Consider the following 21,954-nt stretch of genomic DNA (forward strand, 5'->3'; position numbering starts at 1 on the left):
GTCTTTACTCAAGGTTTACGTTTGCTCCCGGGGGGCCTGCTTCGGTTAAAGTGTTCAACCGCTTCGTCAACTGCGATCCCCATCGATGAATCCGTTAGATGTTCTCCGCGACTCCCTGTATTTCTTCCAGCGCAACCTCGGCCGGATCGCACAGCTGTGCCTGCCCCTGGTGATTCTCGAAGCGCTGCTGCAACAGGGCGTCAGCAGCGCCCTGGGCGAGAATGCCTTTCCTGGCTCCAGCGTGGTGGTGGGACTGTTGCTGTATCCGTTGTATACCGGCGCGCTGATCCTGTTTCTCGACGCCCGCACCCGGGGGGAATCGCCCCGCAACCGTGATCTTTGGGCCATGGCCCTGAGCCTGTGGCCGCGCTTCGCCCTGCTGACCGCGGTCAGCACGCTGTTGATTCTGCTGGGGCTGTCGCTGTATTTCCTGCCTGGGCTGTGGCTGATGGTGGTGCTGGCATTCGCCGAATACCTGCTGGTGCTCAAAGGCCAGGCGCCCCTGGCGGCCATCAAGGAAAGCTTGCGCCTGAGCCGCGGACACTTCCTGCGCATCCTGTTGTGCATCCTGGCGGTCATGGCACCTTTGTGGCTGCTCAAGGGGGCGAGCGAAGCCGCGTATCCCGAACCGCACAACCCGATCCTGTCCCTGGCCATCGACAGCGCCTACAGCTTCCTGCAGCTGTTCACCAGCGTGGTGCTGTTCCGCCTGTTCATGCTGATCAGCGAGCAGCCGGACAAACGCTGATTCACCTTGCGGCCGCTCTACCCCTTGGGTGACGGCCGCGCACTCGGTTATGCTCCGGCCCATCCTGCAACGCCATAAGCCGAGCCGATGACCCGTCTACTGCGCATCACCCTGTTGAGCCTGCTACTGATCGGCCTGGTGCTGACCGGCCTGATCTACAGCCTGACCTGGCGCCCACAGCCCAAGGAAACCCTGACGGTCAGTTGCAGTGCCCAGGCCACGCCGCTGGTGCCGGGCCAGGCACTCAAGGTCATGACCTGGAACCTGCAGTACCTGGCGGGCAAGCGTTACGTGTTCTGGAACGACCAGGCCCGGGGCGAGGACGAACGTCCGACCCTGGAAGACATGGCCTTCAGCCTCGACGAAGTGGCCCGGGTCATCCGCGACGAACAGCCGGATCTGGTGCTGCTGCAGGAAGTGGACAACGGCGCCAAGGCCAGCGCCTACCAGGATCAACTCAAACTGCTGCAGGAGCGGGTCGCCGACCTCTACCCCTGCAGCACCCAGGCTTACGACTGGAAGGCGGATTTCGTGCCCTCCCTGCACATCTTCGGCAGCGTCGGCCGGCAACTGGTGACCCTCAGCCGCTACCGCATCGATCACGCCGAACGCTTGCAACTGCCGGTTGCCCCGCGCCCGCTCATCAGCCGGCAGTTCCAGCCCAAGGACGCTCTGCTGCTGAGCTACCTGCCCCTGAGCGATGGCGGCCAGTTGGTGGTGCTGAACACCCATCTGGAACGTGCGCAGCGCGCCGATGACACTCAGCAGAAGCAGATGGTGGCCATTGCCAAGGTGCTGGACAAACTGGAGAGCCGCGGCACCCCGTGGCTGATTGGCGGCGATTTCAACCTGCTACCCCTGGGCCAGTACCAACGCCTGAGCGAAGAACAGCGCGCGCCCTACAACGCTGACAGCCCACTGCACCTGCTGTGGGACAAGTACCCGATGATCCCCAGCAACACACAGGCCAGTGGCGTCGATCGTGCTCGCTGGCTGACCCACTACCCCAACGACCCGAGCCTCGACAGCCCGGATCGCACGGTGGACTACCTGTTCTACAGCCCACGGCTGAAACGGGTTGAATCCCGAGTACGTCAAGACGACACCCAACGCATCTCCGACCACCTGCCGGTGCTTGCACGCTTCCTGTTGCCGGCGTTGTAACCCCGCTCTACTTGCGGGGTTTGATCCGCGCCGTGGCCTCGGCGATCAGCGGATCGTCCGGCCAGTAATGCTTGGGGTAGCGGCCCTTGAGATCCTTCTTCACCTCGGCGTAAGTGCTGCGCCAGAAGTTCGCCAGATCCTGGGTGACCTGCACCGGACGCCGCGCCGGCGACAGCAAGTGCAGCTTGACCGCTTGCCGGCCACCGGCAATCCGCGGGGTGTCCGACAGACCAAACAGCTCCTGCAGGCGCACCGCCAGAATCGGCGGCTGCTCGCTGTAGTCCAGTCGGATCGAGGAACCCGAGGGCACTGTCAGATGATGCGGAGCCAGCTCGTCCAGACGCTGGGGCAGCGGCCAGGGCAACAGGTTGTGGACGATGCCGGCCAGCTCCAGGTTGGCAAAGTGGCTGAGTCGCGACACCTTGCCCAAGTAGGGCTGTAGCCACTGCTCCAGCCCTGCGAGCAAGGCGCCATCGCTGACATCCGGCCATTGGCTCTCGCCCTTGTCCGCCAGATCCAGCTGCCGCAGCAGGGTCACCCGAGCCTGCCACTGGCGCAGCTCCGGGGTCCAGGGCAGCAGTTCCAGGCCCTTGCGCCGCACCAGGTTGACCAGGGCCCGGCTACGGGCCGACTCGTCCAGGCCGGTGAGCGGTTCACGGCTGAGTACCAGCTCGCCGACCTTGCGTTGACGCTCGGCCCGCAGCACGCCTTCGCGCTCGTCCCAATCCAGCTGGTCGACGTTGCGCACCTGCTCTGCCAGCACCGTATCGAACAGGCTCGGATCAAAATCCGCTGCCAGGTAGATGCGCTCCTCACGCTGGCCCTGGCGGCTGCCCAGGTCGGCGATCACCAGCCAGGGCTGTTTCATCAGGTTGTCGGTTTCGCTGAACAGCGCCGCACGACCGTTGGCCAGTCGATACTCGGCGCCACCGGGACGGCGCTGCTGGGCTACCCGGTCGGGATAGGCCAGGGCCAGCAAGGCACCCAGCCAGCGCGGATGCTCGGGATCGGCGACGGCTGCCTCGGACTGCCCTCGCAGGTAGCCACGGTACTGCCGCGCCAGTTGCCGCGCACGCTGGACGCCACCCTGTGCACCACGGGCTGCGCGCTCCTCCCCGGAAAGCAGCACCAGGCGGCTGTACAGGTCGGCGCCGGCACCGCGCAAAATATCCCGCTCCCCCAGCAGGGCCGCGACGTCGCAGGCCATCTGCGCCAGCCCCAGGGACTGGCCGCGCAACAGCAAGTGGGCAATGCGCGGATGGGCCGGCAACTCGGCCATGGCCTGGCCATGGCGGGTCAGCGTGCCGTCGTCGTTGAGCGCTCCCAGGCGCAGTAACAGGTCCTGAGCCTGTGCATAAGCGGCGCTGGGAGGCGGGTCCAGCCAGGCCAGCTGATTCGGGGTCACGCCCCAGCGCGCCAGTTGCAGGGCCAGGCCGGCCAGGTCAGCCTGAAGGATCTCCGCGCCGGCATAGGCGGCCAGTTGTTCCTGCTGATCCGCCGACCACAAGCGATAGCACACGCCGGGCTCCAGGCGCCCTGCCCGCCCGGCGCGCTGGGTGGCACTGGCCCGGGAAATGCGCTGAGTGTCGAGACGGGTCATGCCGCTGCCGGGATCGAAGCGCGGCACTCTGGCCAGCCCGGCGTCCACCACCACCCGCACGCCATTGATGGTCAGGCTGGTTTCGGCAATGTTGGTGGCCAGCACCACTTTGCGCTGGCCCGCCGGTGCCGGGTCGATGGCGGCGCGCTGAGCGGCCAGGTCCAGCTCGCCGTGCAGTGGGCAGAGCAGGATCTCGCTGCGTTGCCCCAAGGACTCGGCCAACTGCTGATGCACTCGACGAATCTCGGCCTGCCCAGGGAGGAACACCAGCAGGCTGCCGCTTTCATCGTTGATGGCTTCAAGAATGGTCTGTACCACCCGCGGCTCGATGAACTCACCGAGCTGGAAAGGCCGGCCCCAGCGCTGGGTCACCGGGAACATGCGCCCCTCACTGCGCAGGATCGGCGCGTCGTCCAGCAACGCGGACAAGCGCTCGCCCTCCAGGGTCGCCGACATCAACAGAATCTTCAGGGGCTGTTCGTCACGAAACAGTTCCCGGCCATTGAGGCTCAGGGCCAGGGCCAGATCGGCATCCAGGCTGCGCTCGTGAAACTCGTCGAATATCAGCAGGCCAACCCCTTCCAGGGCTGGGTCGTCCTGCAGGCGTCGGGTGAGGATGCCTTCGGTGACCACTTCGATACGGGTCCGCGGGCCGACCTTACTGTCCAGGCGGATGCGGTAACCCACGGTTTCACCGACTTTCTCCCCCAGTTCGCTGGCCAGGCGCTCTGCCGCAGCCCGGGCCGCCAAGCGCCGGGGCTCGAGCATGAGGATGGTCTGTCCGGCCAGCCAGTCCTGATCCAGAAGCGCCAGAGGCACGCGGGTGGTCTTGCCGGCACCGGGCGGGGCTTCGAGCACCGCTTCATGGCGCGCCGCCAAGGCTTCGCGCAGTGCAGGCAAAACTTCATCAATTGGCAAAGAATTCATGCTGGCTCCAAAACAGAGGCGCGAGTATAACGGCGAACTGCCTGGGGTTAATCATGGTCTGAGTGCTGATCGACAAGACTCAATGCCCCGCTCCATTTCGCTTTGTCTGCATATTTACCAGGAGATATCCATGCGTATTCCCCACCGTGTCATTGGCGGCGTTCTGGTGACCACCCTGCTGACCCAACTCACCGCCTGCGGCTCGATCTTCTTTCCCGACCGCCGCGGCCAGATCGACGGCAAGATCGATCCAGTGGTGGTGGTGCTCGATGCCGTGGGCCTGCTGTTCTATGTGATCCCTGGGCTGATCGCCTTTGGCGTCGACTTCGCCACCGGGGCGATTTACCTGGAGCCGGGCAAGACCGCACAAATCGCGCCGGAAAAACTCCAGCAGGCCATTGGCGCCGACGGTAAAGTCGACAACCGCAAACTGCAGGCCATTCTGGAAAGCGAACTGGGGGGCAGCTTCCCTCTGGATGACCCGCGCCTGATCCAGCACAAGGGCAGCGTGCAGCAATTGGCCTTGTACGGCCTGCAACCTGCGGCCTGATCCCCACACTCAAGGAACCCGCCGTCGATGATTGGCAACCCGGAACACGCTCGCCTCCTGCGCCTGGCCACCCGCGCCTCGGTCACGGTGGCAGGCATCCTGATTGTGACCAAGGCCATCGCCTGGTGGCTCAGCGGCTCGGTGAGCATGCTGGCGGGGCTGACCGACTCCGTGCTCGACGGCTTCACCTCGCTGCTCAACCTGCTGGCGGTGCACTACGCCCTGCGCCCGGCCGATGACGATCACCGCTACGGCCACGGCAAGGCGGAGTCTCTCGCGGGCATGGCCCAGGCGCTGTTCATCGCCGGCAGTGCGGTGCTGATTGCGTTTCAGGCATTCGAGCGGCTGCAGAATCCTGAACCTGTGGGCGCGCCCTGGCTGAGCATCGGGGTGATCGGGTTGTCATTGGTGCTGACCGTGGCGCTGCTGAGCCTGCAGCATCGGGTGATCCGCGAAACCGGTTCCAACGCGGTACGGGCCGATTCACTGCACTACCGCTCCGACCTGTTGCTCAATGGCAGCATCCTCCTGGCCCTGGTATTGGCGGCCTTCGGCTGGCATCAGGTGGACGCCTGGTTCGGCCTGGGGATCGCTGTCTACATTCTCTGGAGCGCGATCCAGATCGCCCGGGAAAGCTTCTCGGTGCTGATGGACGAGGAACTGCCCGCCGATGTCAGCCAGCACATGCTGGAACTGGCCTGCAGTGTGCCCGGCGTGCTGGGTGCCCACGACCTGCGCACGCGAATTTCCGGCAGCCACTGGTTCGTCCAACTGCATCTGGAACTGCCTGGCGACCTGACCCTCTCGGTAGCCCATGGCATCAGCGATCAGGCTGCCGAGGCGATCCAGCAGGCGTACCCGCGGGCCGAAGTGCTGGTACACGCCGACCCACAGGAAGTGGTCGAGGCCGCCAGGGCTCAGTAAGTGACCTGGTAGCCCCGCGAGCTCAGGCAGTTGCCCTGGGCCTGACGGTAGGCCTGAACCACTTCCGGGGCCGGCTGATAGGTCGCGCTGGCCGGATCGAAACCACTCTGCTGCACCGCCCAGCGATAGCAGTCGTAGCGATCCTGATCGATCTGCTGCGGCGACTGGCCGTTGACCGGGTACGCCAGCACATCATAGCCATTGCCACTGGGCTGACTGGGCGGCGGCGCCGCTACCGGCGGCTCCACCACGACATACTGCTGGGTGTTGGCTTCATAGGTGTAATAGGCCCCGGCGGCGAGGAAGAATAGCGCGCTGCCGATCCACACTTCCCGGGCATAGTCGGGCAGATAGGCCACTCGAATCCCATAAGGCGGGCGCACCACCACATACCGCGGACCTTGTGGGCGATACCAGTAGCCCCCCGAGAAAAAGTAATCCTGACCACGGTATGGCACCCGGTAGTTGCGCTCGGGGAAACGATCAATCACGTAGCCTGGGCGATATTGCGGACCAGGCCCCCAGCCGTTGCCATGCCCGTCGGGACGACCCGGCCAGCGATAGTCGTTGGGGCGACCATTGTCGGGGCGCGAGCCTGGACCACCGGCCTGCCAATGCTGGTTGTAATCGTTGCGCCGGGGAATGTCCTGGTAATAGCCGCGCTGGGGCTCCTGGGTCTGGCGCACGGTATCGGGCCGGCTCTGGATGGGCAGTCCTGGGGCAGGCTGCGGCTGCTGAGGAGCCGGTCGCCCCTGCTGATTGGGATCATGCTGGGGGCGGTTTTGCCACTGCCCACCCGGATTCTGGCCGTTGTGTTCGAACTGCCGGCTGTTATCGCCACGAATGATTTCATTCTGCCCACGCGGCTGCTGCGGGGCAGGTTGCGCACGTTCGGGCGAGTTCGCCGGACGGCCCTGATTACCCTCGCCACGCCCTTCGGGGGCATGCTCACGCTGCCCGCCCGAAGGCGCTCCCTGCTGGGGTGGGCGTCTCTCGTCTCGCTCATCGGCGAGCACTTGCGCGCTGACGCTCACGCACAACACACCAACACCTGCCAAACGCCAGATGCGCGACTTCATGCTATTCCTCACTGCGGATTGGGGCCTGTACATCAGACTGAAAAAGCCTGGAGCGGTTCTGCAGCAGATTATCAGTCACGAGACTTATTTCGCAGGCAATAAAAAAGGGCGGCCCGTCGGCCACCCTTTGAGATTTTGTCCGTGCTCGACGCTTTTGGCGCCGGCTCACCTCACTCCGTCTTCTGGACAGGGTGTAGCCCGGGGGCCGGATCAACCCTGTGGGGTTGGCGGCCGCGGCAGGCCTGATTCGGCGGGCCGCAGTGGACTCTATGTCCGGGCAGTGATTCTGGTGATAAGAATAGGCCTGGGCCGGCGACAGAGGATTGCGAAGATTGCTTGCAAAAACACCTCTTGCGCAATTTTTAACTCAAGATAGATAATTAAACGCAATACTTATGACAAAGGCCTGATTGATGAGCAAACTCGACCGCTATGACCTGAGTATTTTGGCCGAATTGCAACGCGATGCCCGCATCTCCAACCAGGAACTGGCCGAGCGCATCGGACTGTCGCCCTCGCCCTGCTCGCGCCGGGTCAAGCAACTGGAAGACGACGGTTATATTTCCCGCCAGGTCGCCCTGCTGGACCGCAAGATGCTCGGCCTGAGCCTCACCGCCTACGTACTGATCGGCATGGACCGGCACACACCGGAACGCTTCGAGAATTTCGAAGCGGCCATCCGCAGCCTGCCCCAGGTACTGGAGTGCAGCCTGGTGACCGGTGTGGACGCCGACTACCAGCTCAAGGTGGTGGTGCCGGACATGGATCACTACCAGAAGTTGCTGCTGGGCCACCTGACCCGCATCGACGGCGTGACCAGTGTGCGCTCCAGTTTCGTGCTCAATCAGGTGCTCAACAGCACCGAACTGCCCCTGACCCATCTGCGCAGCTGAAAAGCGGCTGTGGCGACGTAACGCAGGCAGATCAATGCTCGGCCAGTATCCCTTGGCGTATACTCGCCCGGCATTTTTTGCCCTGTCTGCAATGGAGATGATCGATGGACCCAGCAGTATTCGAAGAGTGGATGATGACCGGTCTGGTCAGCATCCTGATCATATTCATGGGTTTCATCGTCTGGGACCTGGCCAAGAAGTCCAAAGCCGGACGCTTCGGCTCCTTTATCCTGTTCTTCGTGCTGGGCCTGGGCGTAGCCGCCTTCATCATCAAGAGTGTGGTGATCGGCCTGATCGAGTCCGGCGCTCTATAAGCGCGCCGGCACCTCCTTCCACTGGCCCTGATCCAGGCCATCCAGGGTCCAGTCGCCAATCCTGACCCGCACCAGTCGCAAGGTCGGCAGGCCGACGGCCGCGGTCATGCGCCGCACCTGGCGATTGCGCCCTTCTCGAATCACCAACTCCAGCCAACTGGTGGGCACGCTCTTGCGAAAGCGCACTGGCGGATTGCGCGGCCACAGCTCTGGTTCTTCCAGCTGCCGTGCCTCGGCCGGCAGGGTCATGCCGTCGTTCAACACCACCCCGTCACGCAGGCGCTGTAACTGCTCAGCGCAGGGTTCGCCTTCAACCTGCACCCAATACGTCTTGGCCAACTTGTGCTTGGGATCGGCGATTCGCGCCTGCAACTGCCCGTCATTGGTCAACAGCAGCAACCCTTCGCTATCGCGGTCCAGGCGCCCGGCCGGGTAGACCCCGGGAATGGCGATGAAATCCTTGAGCGTCGCTCGTCCCTCGCCATCGCTGAACTGGGTCAGCACGTCGAAAGGCTTGTTGAACAGGATCAGCTTCGGCTCGGCCGGTGGCGCCTTGGCCACGCGCTTGGAGGGAGAAACGGAAAACGGCTTCGCGCCAGGGCGACGGGAAGCAGAACGGGACGGACGGGACATGGGATCAGGAACATTCAGCGATCAGGACCGACAATGCTAGTGGCCTGATCGCCAAATGGCCATGGATTAAACGCTTAGCGGAAAGGCGGCTCGTCGAAGCTGCGCAGTTTGCGCGAGTGCAGGGAGTTGAGCTCACTGCGCATCAGGTCCACGGCTTCGATACCGATCTTCAAATGCTGGCTGACCGCCCGCTCGTAGAAGGCATTGGCCGCCCCCGGCAACTTGATCTCGCTGTGCAGGGGTTTGTCCGAGACACACAGCAAGGTGCCGTAGGGCACCCGCAGGCGATAACCCTGGGCCGCGATAGTGCCGCTTTCCATGTCCACCGCCACGGCCCGGGACAGGTTGATCAACGGACGCTCCTCGGCCCAGCGCAACTCCCAGTTGCGATCGTCGTAAGTCAGGACCGTGCCGGTGCGCAGGCGCTTCTTCAGTTGCTCGCCCTTTTCCCCGGTGACATTGGCCGCCGCTTGCTGCAACGCCAGCTGGACCTCGGCCAGGGCCGGGATCGGAATGTTCGGCGGCACCACGCGATCAAGAATGCCGTCGCGACGCATGTAGGCGTGAGCAAGGACGTAATCGCCGATGGTCTGGGACTGCCGCAGCCCGCCGCAGTGGCCAATCATCAGCCAGCAATGAGGGCGCAGCACCGCCAAGTGGTCGGTGATGTTCTTGGCATTGGACGGGCCGACGCCGATATTCACCAGGGTCACACCGTGGCCATCGCTGGCCTGCAGGTGATACGCCGGCATCTGGTAACGATGCCAGACCACACCGGCGGCGATTGCCGAAGCCTCGCCGTGATCCATGCTCTTTTCAATGATCACGTTGCCCGGCAGGACCATGCGCACAAAACGCGGATCGCTGCGCAGTTGCTCCAGGCCATGGACGATGAACTGGTCGACATAACGGTGATAGTTGGTCAACAGGATCCACGGCTGCACATGACGCCAGTCGCTGCCGGTGTAATGCACCAGGCGCCGCAGAGAGAAATCGACCCGCGCCGCATCGAACAGCGCCAACGGCAGCGGGTGAGTGTTTTCCCAGTCGTAGAGGCCATCGGCGATACCGTCGGTGGCAGCCGACAGGTCGGTGCTGGGGAACACCCGGGCCAGCGCCGCAGCCGTCACACCGGAACCGGCCAGCTCGTCGCCTTGCTCCACCACGTAGGGATAGGGGATGTTCTGTTCGCTGACGCCCACTTCCACCGTGACGGTGAAGTCGTGCATCAGGGGGACCAACTGCTCGAGCAGGTAGTTACGGAAGGCGGCGGGATGAGTGACGGTAATACTGTAGGTGCCCGGCAGCTGAACCTTGGCATAGGCTCGGGTGGTCTGCGGGACTTCGCCGTGGCACTGGTAGGTCAGGCGCAGTTCGGGGTAGCGAAACAGCGCTCTTTGCGCGGCATCCGGCTCGACCCGGTCCTTGAGGTAACGCTTGAGCGCCTGGCTCAGCGCCGTGGTGGCCCGCTCATGCAAAGCGGCAAGCCGATCCACGGCTTGCTCGGCGGTTTGAACGACAATAAAAGCTTCGGTCACGATAAGCATCCTGTGTTCTGATCTTGCAGGCGTTCATCTTGCCTGCAACACCGTCCCACGGGAACAGCGGAGTTGTAGGAGCCGGCGTGCCGACGATCGCGGCGGCAAGGCCTCTTCGCCGGCAAGCCGGCTCCTACAAAAGGTCAGAAGCCTTGAGGCGTGGAGCGGGCAACAATGGCGGCCACGTCCAACCCGCGAGGCAAGGTGCCGTAGACCCGACCGCTCTGCCCCCCAAGACGGCTGGCGATAAAGGCGTCGCTGACCACCTCGTTACCAGCCTCCAGCAACAGCTTGGCCTGCAGACCCAGGGCAATGTCCTCGGTCAGTTGGCGGGCCCGGTACTGGATGTCGCCGGTGTCCTTGAAGCTGTCCTTGAGCGCCGCAATATGCGCCGCCAGACGCCGCTCGCCATGCCCATCCCCCAGCTCGGCAAACAACACATCCAGCACCCCGGGTTCTTTCGACAGGGCTCGCAACACATCCAGACATTGCACGTTACCGGAGCCCTCCCAGGTGGAGTTCACCGGCGCCTCGCGGTACAGCCGCGGCAGGATGCTGTCTTCGACATATCCGGCGCCACCCATGCATTCGGCGGCCTCGTTGATCATGGCCGGGGCGCGCTTGCAGATCCAATACTTGCCCACTGCCGTCACTAGCCGAGAGAACTTCGCTTCCTGGGCATCGTCCTGATGATCCAAGGCTCGTCCCATGCGCATGCTCAAGGCCAGGGCCGCTTCACTTTCCAAGGCCAGGTCGGCCAGCACGTTCTGCATCAGCGGCTGCTCACTAAGCACCCGCCCGCCGACGCTGCGATGGGCACAATGATGGCTGGCCTGGGTCAAGGCCTGGCGCATCAGCGAACTGGAGCCGACCATGCAGTCGAAGCGCGTCATGGCGACCATTTCGATAATGGTGGGTACGCCGCGCCCTTCTTCACCGATCATCCAGGCCAGAGCGCCACGAAACTCCACTTCGCTGGAAGCATTGGAGTGGTTGCCCAGCTTGTTCTTCAAGCGCTGGATATAGAACTGGTTGCGGCTGTCATCCGGGCGATGACGGGGCAGGAGGAAACAGGTCAGGCCCTTGTCGGTCTGAGCCAGGGTCAGGAAGGCATCGCACATTGGCGCCGAGCAGAACCACTTGTGTCCCACCAGTTCATAAGCCTGCCCCGGCCCCGGAGCCCCCACCGGATAGGCTCGGGTGGTGTTGGCGCGAACGTCGGTCCCGCCCTGCTTCTCGGTCATGGCCATGCCAATCGTCAGCCCGGTCTTGTGCTGCATGCCAACATTACGCGGGTCGTACTGGGTGGCGAGGATCTTCGGCAGCCACTGCTCGGCGATGTCCGGCTGCAGTTTCAGCGCCGGCACGCAGGCAAACGTCATGGTCAACGGGCAACCGCTGCCAGCCTCGGCCTGACTGTGCAGATAGGTCATGGCGGCGCGGGCTACATGAGCGCCCGCTTGTGCTTCGGTCCAGGGCAGAGAGGTCAGCCCGCCCTCGATGGCCGCCTGCATCAACTGGTGATACGCCGGGTGAAACTCCACCAGATCGATCCGGTGACCAAAGCGGTCGTGACTGGAAAATACCGGCTTGTTCTGATTGGCCAGGAACCCCGCCTCCATCAACGGACCACCCGCCAGGGCGCCATAGGCGTCGACCCGGGATTCGGCCCAGCCGGCATCGAAGCGCCGCATCCATTGCTGCAGCGGCAGGTCGATCCGATAGAGGTTGGCGCCGTCCAGGGCGGGCGGCTGGTTGGTGACTTCGTGGGTTTCAGCGAACTGGTGGAGGTTCATTGCAGGACTCCTTCAGGGTGTGCCAAGACCCCAGTTAAGCACCCGCTCCACCCCGAACAAAGTGGCATATCCGCCTAAATGTCGGCACTTTCGCCCTGCTCAACACAAAGTACCCACTTCAACAGCGCCGCTTGCAGTGCCTCGAATTTCACCGGTTTGCCAAGACAGTCGGCCCCTGCTGTCGCCGCACAACCTTCAGTACCAGGAACGCAGGCCAGCAAGATGGGCAGGTGGGCGTATCCGGGCATTGCCTGGGCCTGAAGACGAAATGCCCCCAGTTGCGCTGCAGTGATCTGGCCATCGATCAGCACCGCGCTGACGAGTTCACGCCCCAGCAGTTGCAGCGCATCCGTGGGGCTGCCAACGGTGCGCACTCGGTATCCCAGCTTGAGCAGCATGCCTCGTACCACAAGTTGATCAACGTCGTTATCGTCCATCAACAGCACGGTACAGTCCTGGGGCGCACGCCGATGAAGGGTTACCGGCGCCCGAGGAATCGGCTCCTGGGCATCGAACTCCACCAGCAAGCGGAAACAACTGCCCTGGCCAGGCGTGGACTCATGGGTCAACTGCCCGCCCAGCAAGTCCACCAATTGCCGGCAGATCGCCAGGCCGATGCCCAATCCGCCGTATTCACGCGTCATGGAGCCGTCAAGCTGGAAGAAACGCTGATACAGCGTTGCCTCGTCCAGATTGACGAAACCTATCCCGCTGTCGATCACCTCAAAGCTCAGACTCACCCGCTCGGTCGAAACAGACCGGGTGACCACCCGTAACACCACGCCACCGGAATGGGTGAACTTGACGGCGTTTTCCAGCAGGCACTCCAGGCAATGGCTGAGCTTGCAGCGATCCCCCTGCAAGCGGTCGGGCAACCCGGCGCTGAGGTCGACCTGAAAGGACAGGGACTTGGCCGCAGCGCTGGCGCCGAACTGGGTTTGCAGTGCACTCAGCAACGAACGCAGGCTGAACGGTTGGCGCTGGGCGCTGAGCTTGCCGGCTTGCAGTTCGGTCAGGGTGAGGATGCCGTTGACCATGCGCATCATGTCCCGCGCCGAGCCAGCGGCGGTCTGCTGGTACTGCTCCATCTCTGGGTCCAGTTCCAGGGTCTGCATCAGTTCAAGCGAGCCAATGACACCGTTCATCGGCGTGCGCAGCTCGTGGGTCAGGGTGGCCAGGAACTCGTCCTTGAGACGGTTGCTGTGAGCCAATTGCTGGTTCAGCACTTCAAGCTTCTGCCCGGCCTCAAGCAGAGTCTGGGCCTGTTGCTCGCGCATCGAATTGATCCGGTCGGCCAGAGCCAGGGACAGCAGCGCCACCTCGATCGCCGAGCCGATCTGGCTGGCGTACATGGTCAGGAATACGTTCGGCAGGTAACCCAGCACCATCAAAGTGTTGATCACCCCTCCAAACAAAAAGGCCGACCAGGCAATGATGAAGTAACGCGCCACCCGCAATCCGCGACACCAGGCGACGATCCCCGCCACATAGATCACCACGGTAAACAGCAGCGCCAGAGTGGTGGCCAGGCGCAAGGCCAGGGCGTAGCTGGTCATCAGTGACAAGGCCATGACCAGCGCCCCAAAAGCCATCAGCGCCAGCAACACGCGATCAACCCAGGGACTGTGCCGGGAGGTCTGCAGGAAACTGCGAGCGAACTGACTGCCGAACAGTCCTGCGGCACCGATGAAGAACGGTGTCGCCGCATTGGCCCACCATGGACTGTTGGGCCAGAAGTACTCCACTGCGGCACCGTTGACCGACAGTTGATAGAGACCGAACGATGCGATGTAGACGATGTAGTAGAGGTAGCTGGTATCGCGCACGCTGAGGTAGATGAACAGGTTGTACACCAGCATGCCCAGCAACACCCCGTAGATCAGCCCCAGCACGTAGAGGCGCACTGGCTGCGCCTCGAGGTAGGCCGTGTTGGACCAGAGGCTCAGCGGTGCCTGGATCGAACCTTCACTGGCCAGGCGCAGATACAGGGTCTTGTGTTCATGGGGGGAGAAATTCAGGTTGAACAGGTAGTTGTTCTGGCGGATCTGCCGACTGTCGAACGGCAAGGCATCGCCGGTGCGCTCCGCCAGACGAAAACCACCGGTTTCATCGGGGACGTACAGGTCCAGGTGGTCCAGGGGCGGATAGGCCAGCTCCAGCAACCAGTTGCGCTGCGCCGTGGGATTGCCGGGGTGATATTGGAGGTCGATCTTCAGCCAGAAGGCCGAACGTGAATAGCCGGCATTGAGGGTATCTTTATCGTGGGGTTTGAAGTGCTCAGCCAGAGGCCCCGAACTGACATCGGCAATTGTCGCTTCGCCACCCACGTCTTCGAGTACTTGCATCACTCGGCCCAAGGGCAGGCGTTGAGTGAACTCGTCGAACTCGACGGCGCCAGCCAGCATCGGCAAGCTCAACAGCAACATCAGCAAATAGCGCATAAAGCCCCAGCGTGGCTTGTCCGGTGGTGTCAGGAAGTCCCCCATTTCCCTTGAGCAGACGCAAGACCGGCATGACCTGTTATTGGTTTGAATGCACTCTAGCATAGCCGCTGATGGCCAATGAACACCATTGAAAATTTTAGTCTAAAGGCTCTAGAACGGGCCTTTCAGCGCAATCCAGCGGGCTAGAGCTGTTGCATCGGTCAAGAAGGTCGGACACGGCAAAGCGACAACTTGCATTGCGCGCCAGGCGCCGCGAAAAAAAGCGTTTGGTGGTAAGCTCGCCGCCCATGAATATCTACAGCTCTCGCCCCGTTGTCCTCTGTCTCTCCGGCCACGACCCTAGTGGTGGCGCCGGCTTGCAGGCAGATATCGAAGCCCTGCTGGCTCAGGGTTGTCACGCAGCTCCGGCTGTCACCGCCCTGACCGTGCAAGACACCGTCAACGTCAGCGATTTTCGCGTTCTGGATCGCGAGTGGGTATTGGCCCAAGCCAATGCCGTGCTCAACGACTCCACTGTCGCCGCGGTCAAGCTGGGCATGCTGGGCTCCCTGGAGATGGTCGACACCGTGGTCGAACTGCTCCAGGCGCACCCGCACCTGCCCCTGGTGTGCGATCCGGTGCTGCGCGCCGGCGGCGGCGGCCGACTGGGCAAGGATGAAGTGGGCTACGCCATGCGCGAACGCCTACTGCCCCTGGCCACCATTGCCACTCCCAACCTTCCCGAAGCCCGAATTCTTGCGGAACTGCCCGAAGGCAGCGCCGACCAATGCGCCGAAAAACTCCTGCCGTTCGTCAAGCACCTGCTGATTACCGGCGGCCATGGCGATGAACACGAAGTGCACAATCGTCTGTACAGCCGCGACGGCCTGCGCGAGACGTACACCTGCCAGCGCCTGCCCGGCAGCTACCACGGCTCCGGTTGTACCCTGGCCAGTGCCCTGGCCGGGCGCCTGGCACAAGGCGAACACTTGGCCAGTGCGGTGAAGTCTGCCCTGGATTACACCTGGCGCACCCTGCGCGACGCCGAGCAACTGGGCCGTGGCCAGTTCGTGCCGCGCCGCTTGCCGTTGGATTTCTGCTCGTAATGTCATGAGGCCCGCTCAATGAAACTACGTGGTCTGTACGCCATCACCGACAGCCAGCTGTTGGCCGGCAAGTTCCTGAAGTACGTGGAGGCGGCGCTGGAAGGCGGCGTCACCCTGTTGCAGTACCGCGATAAAAGCGACGACCAGGCCCGCCGCCTGCGGGAAGCTGAAACCCTGCTGACCCTGTGCGAACGCTACAAGACCCGCCTGATCATCAACGATGACGCCGAGCTGGCGGCACGCATCGGTGCCGGCGTGCACCTGGGCCAGACCGACGGCCCCCTGACGCCGGCCCGCGCCCTGCTGGGGCGCCAGGCAATCATCGGCTCCACCTGCCATGACCAGTTGCCGCTGGCCGAGCAAGCGGCCAAGGAAGGCGCCAGTTATGTCGCCTTCGGCCGCTTCTTCAACTCAACCACCAAACCCGGCGCGCCCACTGCCAGCCTGGAGTTGCTGGATCAGGCCCGGGCCAGCCTGCATCTGCCGATTTGCGTGATTGGCGGCATCACCCTGGAAAACGCCGCCCCCCTGGTGAGCCACGGCGCTGATCTGCTGGCGGTGGTCCACGGCCTGTTCGGCGCCGAGAGCGCTGCAGAAGTGACACGCCGCGCCCGCGCCTTTAACGCCCTGTTTAATCTTTGAATAGCCCACTGCCGATTTTTGAGAGCCCGATCATGTCCCGTTCCGAAACCCTGTTTGCCAACGCCCAGAAACACATCCCTGGTGGCGTCAACTCGCCGGTCCGCGCCTTCAAGAGCGTGGGCGGCACCCCGCTGTTCTTCAAGCACGCCGAAGGTGCCTACGTCACTGACGAAGACGACAAGCGCTATGTCGACTATGTCGGCTCCTGGGGCCCGATGATTCTCGGCCACAGTCACCCGGACGTGCTGGACGCGGTACGTAAGCAGCTGGAGCATGGCCTGTCCTACGGCGCCCCCACCGCCATGGAAACCGAAATGGCCGATCTGGTGTGCTCCATCGTTCCCTCCATGGAAATGGTGCGCATGGTCAGCTCCGGCACCGAAGCCACCATGAGCGCAATTCGCCTGGCCCGGGGCTTTACCGGCCGCGATAGCATCATCAAGTTCGAAGGCTGCTACCACGGCCACTCCGACAGCCTGCTGGTCAAGGCCGGTTCCGGCGCTCTGACTCAGGGCGTCCCCAGCTCTGCCGGTGTACCTGCGGCTTTCGCCAAACACACCCTGACCCTGCCCTTCAACGACATCGCCGCAGTGCAAAAGATGCTGGCTGAAGTAGGCCAGGAAGTGGCCTGCATCATCGTCGAGCCAGTGGCCGGCAACATGAATTGTGTACCACCGGCGCCAGGCTTCCTCGAGGGGCTGCGCTCCCTCTGCGACCAACACGGCGTAGTGCTGATCTTCGACGAAGTGATGACGGGGTTCCGTGTCGCTCTCGGCGGCGCCCAGGCCCATTACGGTGTGACTCCAGACTTGTCCACCTTCGGCAAGATCATCGGCGGCGGCATGCCGGTGGGCTGCTTCGGCGGCAAGCGCAAGATCATGGAACATATCGCGCCCCTGGGTCCGGTCTACCAGGCAGGCACCCTCTCCGGCAACCCGCTGGCCATGGCTGCCGGCCTGACCACCCTGCGTCTGATCAGCCGCCCGGGCTTCCACGCCGAACTGAGCGACTACACCAGCCGCTTGCTCGAAGGCTTGCAGCAACGCGCCGATGCCGCGGGCATTCCGTTCGTCACCACTCAGGCCGGCGGCATGTTCGGCCTGTACTTCAGTGGCGCCGACGACATCGTCACCTTCGACGACGTGATGGCCAGCAATGCCAACCTGTTCAAGCGCTTCTTCCACCTGATGCTGGAAGGCGGTGTTTACCTGGCGCCAAGTGCCTTCGAAGCCGGTTTCACCTCGATCGCCCACGGCGAGGCCGAGCTGCAACTGACTTTGGATGCAGCAGAACGCGCATTTGCCGCCTTGAAGTAAGCGCTGTAAGGCTGGCGTGGTGATCAACCATGCCAGCTTCGTGCTTTACTCGAACTTTCCCTTGGCAAAGGGGGAAATACTCAGCAAACCGGCGGATATCGCGGCCACGCAGCAGAAAAACGAGTAAAGACTTTGTAAGGTTGGCCCTGCTTATTTCATAATGCGCGCTTATTGGACCCCTCGCCGGGTCCGCGCGCCCCTCAGAGGTAAGTCGATTCCCATGAACCGCACCGGCCGCGCCCTGACATTGGGCTGCCTGTTGCTCCTTCAGCCCCTGCTCGCGCACGCACAAGCAGGCGGCAACTCGTTGTTGATCCCAGCGATGGGTCGCTGCACCCTCGATCCCCAGGCACAGGAACAGGCCGAGGCGCTAGCCGCGTGCCAGAAAGCCGCCGATGAAGGGGATGCACAGGCGCAATACGAGTTGGGTGAGTTCTACTACGAGGGCAAAGGCGCGCCGCGAGACCTCAATCAAGCCCTGAGCTATTTCGAAAAGGCCTCCTTGCAAGGCCACGCTCAGGCGCAATTCAAGCTCGGCACCATGTTCTTCCACGGCGAAGGCGTGCCCGCCAACAACGTTCAAGCCTACATCGTGCTGAAGATGGCTGCGGTCAACGGTGCCGAAGACGCCCTGGACACCGCCGACGAAGTCGCCGAGCACATGCAGCGTGACGAACTGGAAGTCGCGACCCAGGTGCTGGGACAGATTTTCCGCAAGTACCTGATGGAACTGCAGAGCGCCGATGGGCGTTCGCCTTTCTCGCCACTGCCGTAACACCTTGGCGCCATTCGCCGGCAAGCCGACTCCTACGCAAACCAGGCTTATTTTTCGGGCATTGGCATTGGGAACGGCATGACGTTGCTCACGCCACGGGCTTCGCTGATCTTCGGCGTGCCCAGGCGCTCCACTTCGTCGATACGCACAATCGAATGCATCGGCACAAAACTGCGCACAACGCCTTCGAACTGAGCCTTGAGCTTTTCTTCACTCGGATCGACGACCACTTGCGTGCGCTCGCCAAAGACGAACTCTTCCACTTCCAGGAAACCCCACAGATCACTTTGATAGATCTGCTTGGCGTACATTTCGAACACCTGGCCCTGGTTGAGGAAAATCACCTTATAGATTGGGGCTTCACGTTTGGTCATGGTGGGCGGGCAACACATCGGGGGACAAAAATAGGGCGCGAACTATAGCATAGCTACCCGATGCGCAACGCTAGGAACCTGTGGGCATGGACCCTATAATGCGCGGTTCTTTGAATCACGTGAGACCGAGGTCCATGGCCAAGAAGCTTTACATCGAAACCCACGGCTGCCAGATGAACGAGTACGACAGCTCGCGCATGGTGGATCTGCTGGGTGAACATCAGGCCCTGGAAGTCACCGCTCGTGCCGAAGACGCTGACGTCATCCTGCTCAATACCTGCTCCATTCGCGAACGCGCCCAGGACCGGGTGTACTCCCAACTGGGGCGCTGGCGCGAGCTGAAGCTGGCCAACCCGGACATGGTGATCGCCGTCGGGGGTTGCGTGGCCAGTCAGGAAGGCGCAGCCATCCGTGATCGGGCGCCCTATGTGGACGTGGTCTTCGGCCCGCAGACGCTGCACCGCCTGCCGGAAATGATCGACGTCGCCCGCGCCACCAAGCTGCCGCAAGTGGATGTCTCGTTCCCGGAAATCGAAAAATTCGACCACCTGCCCGAGCCGCGCATCGACGGCCCCAGCGCCTATGTTTCGGTGATGGAAGGCTGCAGCAAGTACTGCACCTTCTGCGTGGTGCCCTATACCCGCGGCGAAGAAGTCAGCCGCCCATTTGACGACGTGATCGCCGAGATCATCCACCTGGCGGAAAACGGTGTTCGTGAAGTCACCTTGCTGGGCCAGAACGTCAACGGCTACCGGGGTCAGACCCACGACGGACGTATGGCGGACCTGGCCGAGCTGATCCGCGTAGTCGCCGCGGTCGATGGTATCGAACGAATTCGCTACACCACATCGCACCCTCTGGAATTCTCCGACAGCCTGATCCAGGCTCATGCCGAAGTACCAGAGCTGGTGAAACACCTGCACCTGCCGGTGCAATCGGGCTCGGACCGCATTCTGGCGGCGATGAAACGCAACCACACGGCTCTGGAATACAAATCCAAACTGCGCAAGCTACGGGCGGCAGTTCCGGGCATCTGCATCAGTTCGGACTTCATCGTCGGCTTCCCGGGCGAGACAGAGAAAGACTTCCAGCAGACCATGAAGCTGATCGAGGACGTAGGTTTCGACTTCTCCTACTCCTTTGTCTACAGCCAGCGCCCAGGCACCCCCGCCGCCGACCTGGCCGACGACACACCGGAAGCGCTGAAGAAGGAGCGCCTGAATGCGCTGCAGCATCGCCTGAACCAGCAAGGGTTCGAGATCAGCCGACAAATGGTCGGCTCGACCCAACGTATTCTGGTCACCGATTACTCCAAGAAAGACCCTGGCGAATTGCAGGGCCGTACCGAGAACAACCGGATCGTCAACTTCCGTTGCGACAATCCCACACTGATCGGCCAGTTCGCCGACGTGCACATTGACTCGGCGCAGCCCCATTCGCTGCGCGGCTCGCTGTTATCGTAAGAACTGAACTTATGTAGGCACTGGCTTGTGTAGGAGCCGGCTTGCCAGCGAAGAGCCCCTCAAGAGCACCTTCGCCGACAAGTCGGCTCCCACGAAGAAAGCACCACCGGCCATTGCTCCGTATAAGAGCTTTCGCACCCAGGCCGCTGGCGTTATCCTTGAATTCATCTTAATTGCCGTTGGGCGGCTAAAAAACGACCTTGAACGCACCCATAGAACCTCATCGTTTCATCCTCGAGCCCTTCGAGGCTCGCCGCTTCGCCAATCTGTGCGGGCAATTCGACGAGCATTTGCGCTTGATCGAGCAGCGCCTGACGATCGAGATCCGCAACCGCGGCAATCAGTTCGAACTGATCGGCGAACCCAAGCACACCACCTCCGCGGAAAATCTTCTGCGCCGTCTCTACCGGGAAACCAAGGGCACCGAGCTATCGCCGGACCTGGTGCACCTGTTCCTCCAGGAATCCGCCGTGGAAGAGTTGGACAACCCATCGGTGGCCGATGCCGCCGTAGCCCTGCGCACCAAGAAGGGCATGATTCGCCCTCGCGGCCTGAATCAGCAGCGCTATGTGAAAGAAATTCTCGGCAATGACATCAACTTCGGCATTGGCCCGGCCGGTACCGGCAAGACCTACCTCGCCGTGGCCTGCGCCGTAGATGCCCTGGAGCGTGAGCAAGTGCGGCGCATCCTGTTGGTGCGGCCAGCCGTGGAAGCGGGCGAGAAGCTCGGCTTCCTGCCCGGCGATCTGGCACAAAAAATCGACCCGTACCTGCGCCCGCTATATGACGCGCTGTATGAAATGCTCGGTTTCGAACAAGTGGCCAAGTTGATCGAGCGCCAAGTCATCGAGATCGCGCCCCTGGCCTACATGCGCGGCCGGACCCTGAACAACAGTTTCATCATCCTCGACGAAAGTCAGAACACCACCGTGGAACAGATGAAAATGTTCCTCACCCGGATCGGTTTCGGCTCCACCGCAGTGATCACCGGCGACATCACCCAGGTCGACCTACCCAAGGGCACCAAATCGGGCCTGGCCCAAGTGATCAACGTGCTCAAGGATGTACCCGGCATCAGCTTCACTCACTTCATGCCCAAGGACGTGGTGCGCCATCCACTGGTGCAACGCATTGTCGAAGCCTATGAGCGCTTCGAGCTGCGAGCCGACGATGAGGCCGCCAAGGCTTCCGCCGACAGGGGCAACCGCCGCGATGCTTGAGCTTGACCTGCAACGCGCCAGCCAGCAGCCGGCCCCCAGCGATGAAGAGTTCCGCCAGTGGTGCGAGCTGGCCCTGCGCCAGCGCACGGCCGACTCGGAACTGACCATCCGCCTGGTGGACGAAGACGAAGGCCGTGAGCTGAATCACACCTGGCGTCACAAAGATTACGCAACCAATGTGTTGTCATTTCCTGCCGACGTGCCAGATGAGCTGCTGGATATCCCTTTGCTGGGGGATTTAGTGATCTGCATTGCGGTGGTCGAACGCGAGGCCGCCGAACAAGGCAAGGAACTTAAGGCCCATTGGGCCCATCTGGTCATTCACGGCTGCTTGCATCTGTTGGGTTACGACCATATAGATGATGACGAAGCCGAAGAAATGGAAGCGCTGGAACGAACGTTGCTTGCTGAACTGGGTCATCCCGACCCTTATGCAGACGACGAAAGCTGATCAACAACATCCACCTGT

At 62.5% G+C, this 21,954-nt stretch carries 20 protein-coding genes; 13 read left to right on the top strand and 7 right to left on the bottom strand.

The features are described 5' to 3' along the window. Positions 1-85 precede the first annotated feature (85 nt). Both ACSSVC_RS31585 and ACSSVC_RS31590 read left to right on the top strand, forming a co-directional pair. Positions 86-748, top strand: a complete 663-nt coding sequence (locus tag ACSSVC_RS31585) for a DUF7847 domain-containing protein (RefSeq protein ID WP_346635686.1) — start codon at positions 86-88, stop codon at positions 746-748. An 87-nt stretch (positions 749-835) separates the two neighbouring features. Then, entirely contained in the window at positions 836-1,912 is a 1,077-nt protein-coding gene (locus ACSSVC_RS31590) for an endonuclease/exonuclease/phosphatase family protein (protein WP_492611862.1), read from the top strand. Positions 1,913-1,919: 7 nt separating this feature from the next. Here the strand turns inward: ACSSVC_RS31590 and hrpB are convergent, their stop codons facing one another. Beyond that, positions 1,920-4,439, bottom strand: a complete 2,520-nt coding sequence (gene hrpB, locus ACSSVC_RS31595; protein WP_492611863.1) for an ATP-dependent helicase HrpB — start codon at positions 4,437-4,439, stop codon at positions 1,920-1,922. Between the two features lie 130 nt (positions 4,440-4,569). Between hrpB and ACSSVC_RS31600 the strand changes: the two genes are divergently transcribed. After that, positions 4,570-4,989: a polyribonucleotide nucleotidyltransferase gene (locus ACSSVC_RS31600; RefSeq protein ID WP_102865373.1), complete on the top strand. Its 420-nt coding sequence runs from the start codon at positions 4,570-4,572 to the stop codon at positions 4,987-4,989. A 27-nt stretch (positions 4,990-5,016) separates the two neighbouring features. Beyond that, the gene (locus ACSSVC_RS31605; RefSeq protein ID WP_346635683.1) at positions 5,017-5,913 is read left to right on the top strand and encodes a cation diffusion facilitator family transporter; all 897 of its coding nucleotides are present in this window, start codon (positions 5,017-5,019) and stop codon (positions 5,911-5,913) included. On the opposite strand, the gene ACSSVC_RS31610 is transcribed toward ACSSVC_RS31605, so the two are convergent. Next, the gene (locus ACSSVC_RS31610; protein WP_346635682.1) at positions 5,907-6,992 is read right to left on the bottom strand and encodes a DUF6515 family protein; all 1,086 of its coding nucleotides are present in this window, start codon (positions 6,990-6,992) and stop codon (positions 5,907-5,909) included. The two genes, ACSSVC_RS31605 and ACSSVC_RS31610, sit on opposite strands and share 7 nt — an antisense overlap. Positions 6,993-7,405: 413 nt before the next feature. Here ACSSVC_RS31610 and ACSSVC_RS31615 point away from each other — a divergent pair, with 413 nt between their 5' ends. Together ACSSVC_RS31615 and ACSSVC_RS31620 are read left to right on the top strand one after the other, a co-directional pair. After that, positions 7,406-7,885 (top strand): Lrp/AsnC family transcriptional regulator, encoded by a 480-nt coding sequence (locus ACSSVC_RS31615; protein WP_102865370.1) that lies wholly within the window; start codon positions 7,406-7,408, stop codon positions 7,883-7,885. A 104-nt stretch (positions 7,886-7,989) separates the two neighbouring features. Beyond that, positions 7,990-8,199 carry a DUF2788 domain-containing protein gene (locus tag ACSSVC_RS31620; RefSeq protein WP_003228500.1) on the top strand — a complete coding sequence of 70 codons (210 nt, stop codon included), beginning with the start codon at positions 7,990-7,992 and terminating at the stop codon, positions 8,197-8,199. Here ACSSVC_RS31620 and ACSSVC_RS31625 read toward each other — a convergent pair. The 4 genes from ACSSVC_RS31625 to ACSSVC_RS31640 form a co-directional block, all read right to left on the bottom strand. Further along, positions 8,194-8,760 carry a pseudouridine synthase gene (locus ACSSVC_RS31625; RefSeq protein ID WP_492612597.1) on the bottom strand — a complete coding sequence of 189 codons (567 nt, stop codon included), beginning with the start codon at positions 8,758-8,760 and terminating at the stop codon, positions 8,194-8,196. The two genes, ACSSVC_RS31620 and ACSSVC_RS31625, sit on opposite strands and share 6 nt — an antisense overlap. A gap of 146 nt (positions 8,761-8,906) precedes the next feature. Beyond that, the gene (gene amn, locus ACSSVC_RS31630; RefSeq protein WP_346635681.1) at positions 8,907-10,379 is read right to left on the bottom strand and encodes an AMP nucleosidase; all 1,473 of its coding nucleotides are present in this window, start codon (positions 10,377-10,379) and stop codon (positions 8,907-8,909) included. A 134-nt stretch (positions 10,380-10,513) separates the two neighbouring features. Continuing rightward, entirely contained in the window at positions 10,514-12,166 is a 1,653-nt protein-coding gene (locus ACSSVC_RS31635) for an acyl-CoA dehydrogenase family protein (RefSeq protein ID WP_446440401.1), read from the bottom strand. Between the two features lie 74 nt (positions 12,167-12,240). Further along, on the bottom strand, positions 12,241-14,607 hold the full coding sequence (locus ACSSVC_RS31640) for a hybrid sensor histidine kinase/response regulator (protein ID WP_492611864.1): 2,367 nt from the start codon (positions 14,605-14,607) through the stop codon (positions 12,241-12,243). A 290-nt stretch (positions 14,608-14,897) separates the two neighbouring features. On the opposite strand from ACSSVC_RS31640, the gene ACSSVC_RS31645 reads away from it, so the two are divergent. The 4 genes from ACSSVC_RS31645 (at position 14,898) to ACSSVC_RS31660 (ending at position 18,428) form a co-directional block, all read left to right on the top strand. Continuing rightward, entirely contained in the window at positions 14,898-15,695 is a 798-nt protein-coding gene (locus ACSSVC_RS31645) for a hydroxymethylpyrimidine/phosphomethylpyrimidine kinase (protein WP_042941299.1), read from the top strand. A gap of 18 nt (positions 15,696-15,713) precedes the next feature. Further along, positions 15,714-16,337 carry a thiamine phosphate synthase gene (gene thiE / locus ACSSVC_RS31650; protein WP_346635679.1) on the top strand — a complete coding sequence of 208 codons (624 nt, stop codon included), beginning with the start codon at positions 15,714-15,716 and terminating at the stop codon, positions 16,335-16,337. A gap of 32 nt (positions 16,338-16,369) precedes the next feature. Further along, on the top strand, positions 16,370-17,653 hold the full coding sequence (hemL, locus tag ACSSVC_RS31655) for a glutamate-1-semialdehyde 2,1-aminomutase (RefSeq protein ID WP_492611865.1): 1,284 nt from the start codon (positions 16,370-16,372) through the stop codon (positions 17,651-17,653). A 220-nt stretch (positions 17,654-17,873) separates the two neighbouring features. Continuing rightward, the gene (locus ACSSVC_RS31660; protein ID WP_253127814.1) at positions 17,874-18,428 is read left to right on the top strand and encodes a tetratricopeptide repeat protein; all 555 of its coding nucleotides are present in this window, start codon (positions 17,874-17,876) and stop codon (positions 18,426-18,428) included. A gap of 47 nt (positions 18,429-18,475) precedes the next feature. Here the strand turns inward: ACSSVC_RS31660 and ACSSVC_RS31665 are convergent, their stop codons facing one another. Next, positions 18,476-18,802: a DUF1820 family protein gene (locus ACSSVC_RS31665; protein WP_007927079.1), complete on the bottom strand. Its 327-nt coding sequence runs from the start codon at positions 18,800-18,802 to the stop codon at positions 18,476-18,478. Between the two features lie 134 nt (positions 18,803-18,936). Between ACSSVC_RS31665 and miaB the strand changes: the two genes are divergently transcribed. The 3 genes from miaB (at position 18,937) to ybeY (ending at position 21,936) form a co-directional block, all read left to right on the top strand. Beyond that, positions 18,937-20,265 carry a tRNA (N6-isopentenyl adenosine(37)-C2)-methylthiotransferase MiaB gene (miaB, locus tag ACSSVC_RS31670; protein WP_221810687.1) on the top strand — a complete coding sequence of 443 codons (1,329 nt, stop codon included), beginning with the start codon at positions 18,937-18,939 and terminating at the stop codon, positions 20,263-20,265. A gap of 200 nt (positions 20,266-20,465) precedes the next feature. Beyond that, positions 20,466-21,485 carry a PhoH family protein gene (locus tag ACSSVC_RS31675; protein WP_346635677.1) on the top strand — a complete coding sequence of 340 codons (1,020 nt, stop codon included), beginning with the start codon at positions 20,466-20,468 and terminating at the stop codon, positions 21,483-21,485. Next, positions 21,478-21,936 (top strand): rRNA maturation RNase YbeY, encoded by a 459-nt coding sequence (gene ybeY, locus ACSSVC_RS31680; RefSeq protein ID WP_102865360.1) that lies wholly within the window; start codon positions 21,478-21,480, stop codon positions 21,934-21,936. Before ACSSVC_RS31675 ends, ybeY begins: the two co-directional genes overlap by 8 nt. The last annotated feature ends 18 nt before the right edge of the window (positions 21,937-21,954 follow it).

This window comes from Pseudomonas sp. E1BtOHC1, assembly GCF_058744285.1.

Excerpts from the sequence above, each read along its gene's own strand:
- ACSSVC_RS31585 (WP_346635686.1), top strand. The coding sequence starts at position 86 with ATGAATCCGTTAGATGTTCTCCGCGACTCCCTGTATTTCTTCCAGCGC.
- ACSSVC_RS31590 (WP_492611862.1), top strand. The coding sequence starts at position 836 with ATGACCCGTCTACTGCGCATCACCCTGTTGAGCCTGCTACTGATCGGC.
- hrpB (WP_492611863.1), bottom strand. The coding sequence starts at position 4,439 with ATGAATTCTTTGCCAATTGATGAAGTTTTGCCTGCACTGCGCGAAGCC.
- ACSSVC_RS31600 (WP_102865373.1), top strand. The coding sequence starts at position 4,570 with ATGCGTATTCCCCACCGTGTCATTGGCGGCGTTCTGGTGACCACCCTG.
- ACSSVC_RS31605 (WP_346635683.1), top strand. The coding sequence starts at position 5,017 with ATGATTGGCAACCCGGAACACGCTCGCCTCCTGCGCCTGGCCACCCGC.
- ACSSVC_RS31610 (WP_346635682.1), bottom strand. The coding sequence starts at position 6,992 with ATGAAGTCGCGCATCTGGCGTTTGGCAGGTGTTGGTGTGTTGTGCGTG.
- ACSSVC_RS31615 (WP_102865370.1), top strand. The coding sequence starts at position 7,406 with ATGAGCAAACTCGACCGCTATGACCTGAGTATTTTGGCCGAATTGCAA.
- ACSSVC_RS31620 (WP_003228500.1), top strand. The coding sequence starts at position 7,990 with ATGGACCCAGCAGTATTCGAAGAGTGGATGATGACCGGTCTGGTCAGC.
- amn (WP_346635681.1), bottom strand. The coding sequence starts at position 10,379 with ATGCTTATCGTGACCGAAGCTTTTATTGTCGTTCAAACCGCCGAGCAA.
- ACSSVC_RS31635 (WP_446440401.1), bottom strand. The coding sequence starts at position 12,166 with ATGAACCTCCACCAGTTCGCTGAAACCCACGAAGTCACCAACCAGCCG.
- ACSSVC_RS31640 (WP_492611864.1), bottom strand. The coding sequence starts at position 14,607 with ATGCGCTATTTGCTGATGTTGCTGTTGAGCTTGCCGATGCTGGCTGGC.
- ACSSVC_RS31645 (WP_042941299.1), top strand. The coding sequence starts at position 14,898 with ATGAATATCTACAGCTCTCGCCCCGTTGTCCTCTGTCTCTCCGGCCAC.
- thiE (WP_346635679.1), top strand. The coding sequence starts at position 15,714 with ATGAAACTACGTGGTCTGTACGCCATCACCGACAGCCAGCTGTTGGCC.
- hemL (WP_492611865.1), top strand. The coding sequence starts at position 16,370 with ATGTCCCGTTCCGAAACCCTGTTTGCCAACGCCCAGAAACACATCCCT.
- ACSSVC_RS31660 (WP_253127814.1), top strand. The coding sequence starts at position 17,874 with ATGAACCGCACCGGCCGCGCCCTGACATTGGGCTGCCTGTTGCTCCTT.
- ACSSVC_RS31665 (WP_007927079.1), bottom strand. The coding sequence starts at position 18,802 with ATGACCAAACGTGAAGCCCCAATCTATAAGGTGATTTTCCTCAACCAG.
- miaB (WP_221810687.1), top strand. The coding sequence starts at position 18,937 with ATGGCCAAGAAGCTTTACATCGAAACCCACGGCTGCCAGATGAACGAG.
- ybeY (WP_102865360.1), top strand. The coding sequence starts at position 21,478 with ATGCTTGAGCTTGACCTGCAACGCGCCAGCCAGCAGCCGGCCCCCAGC.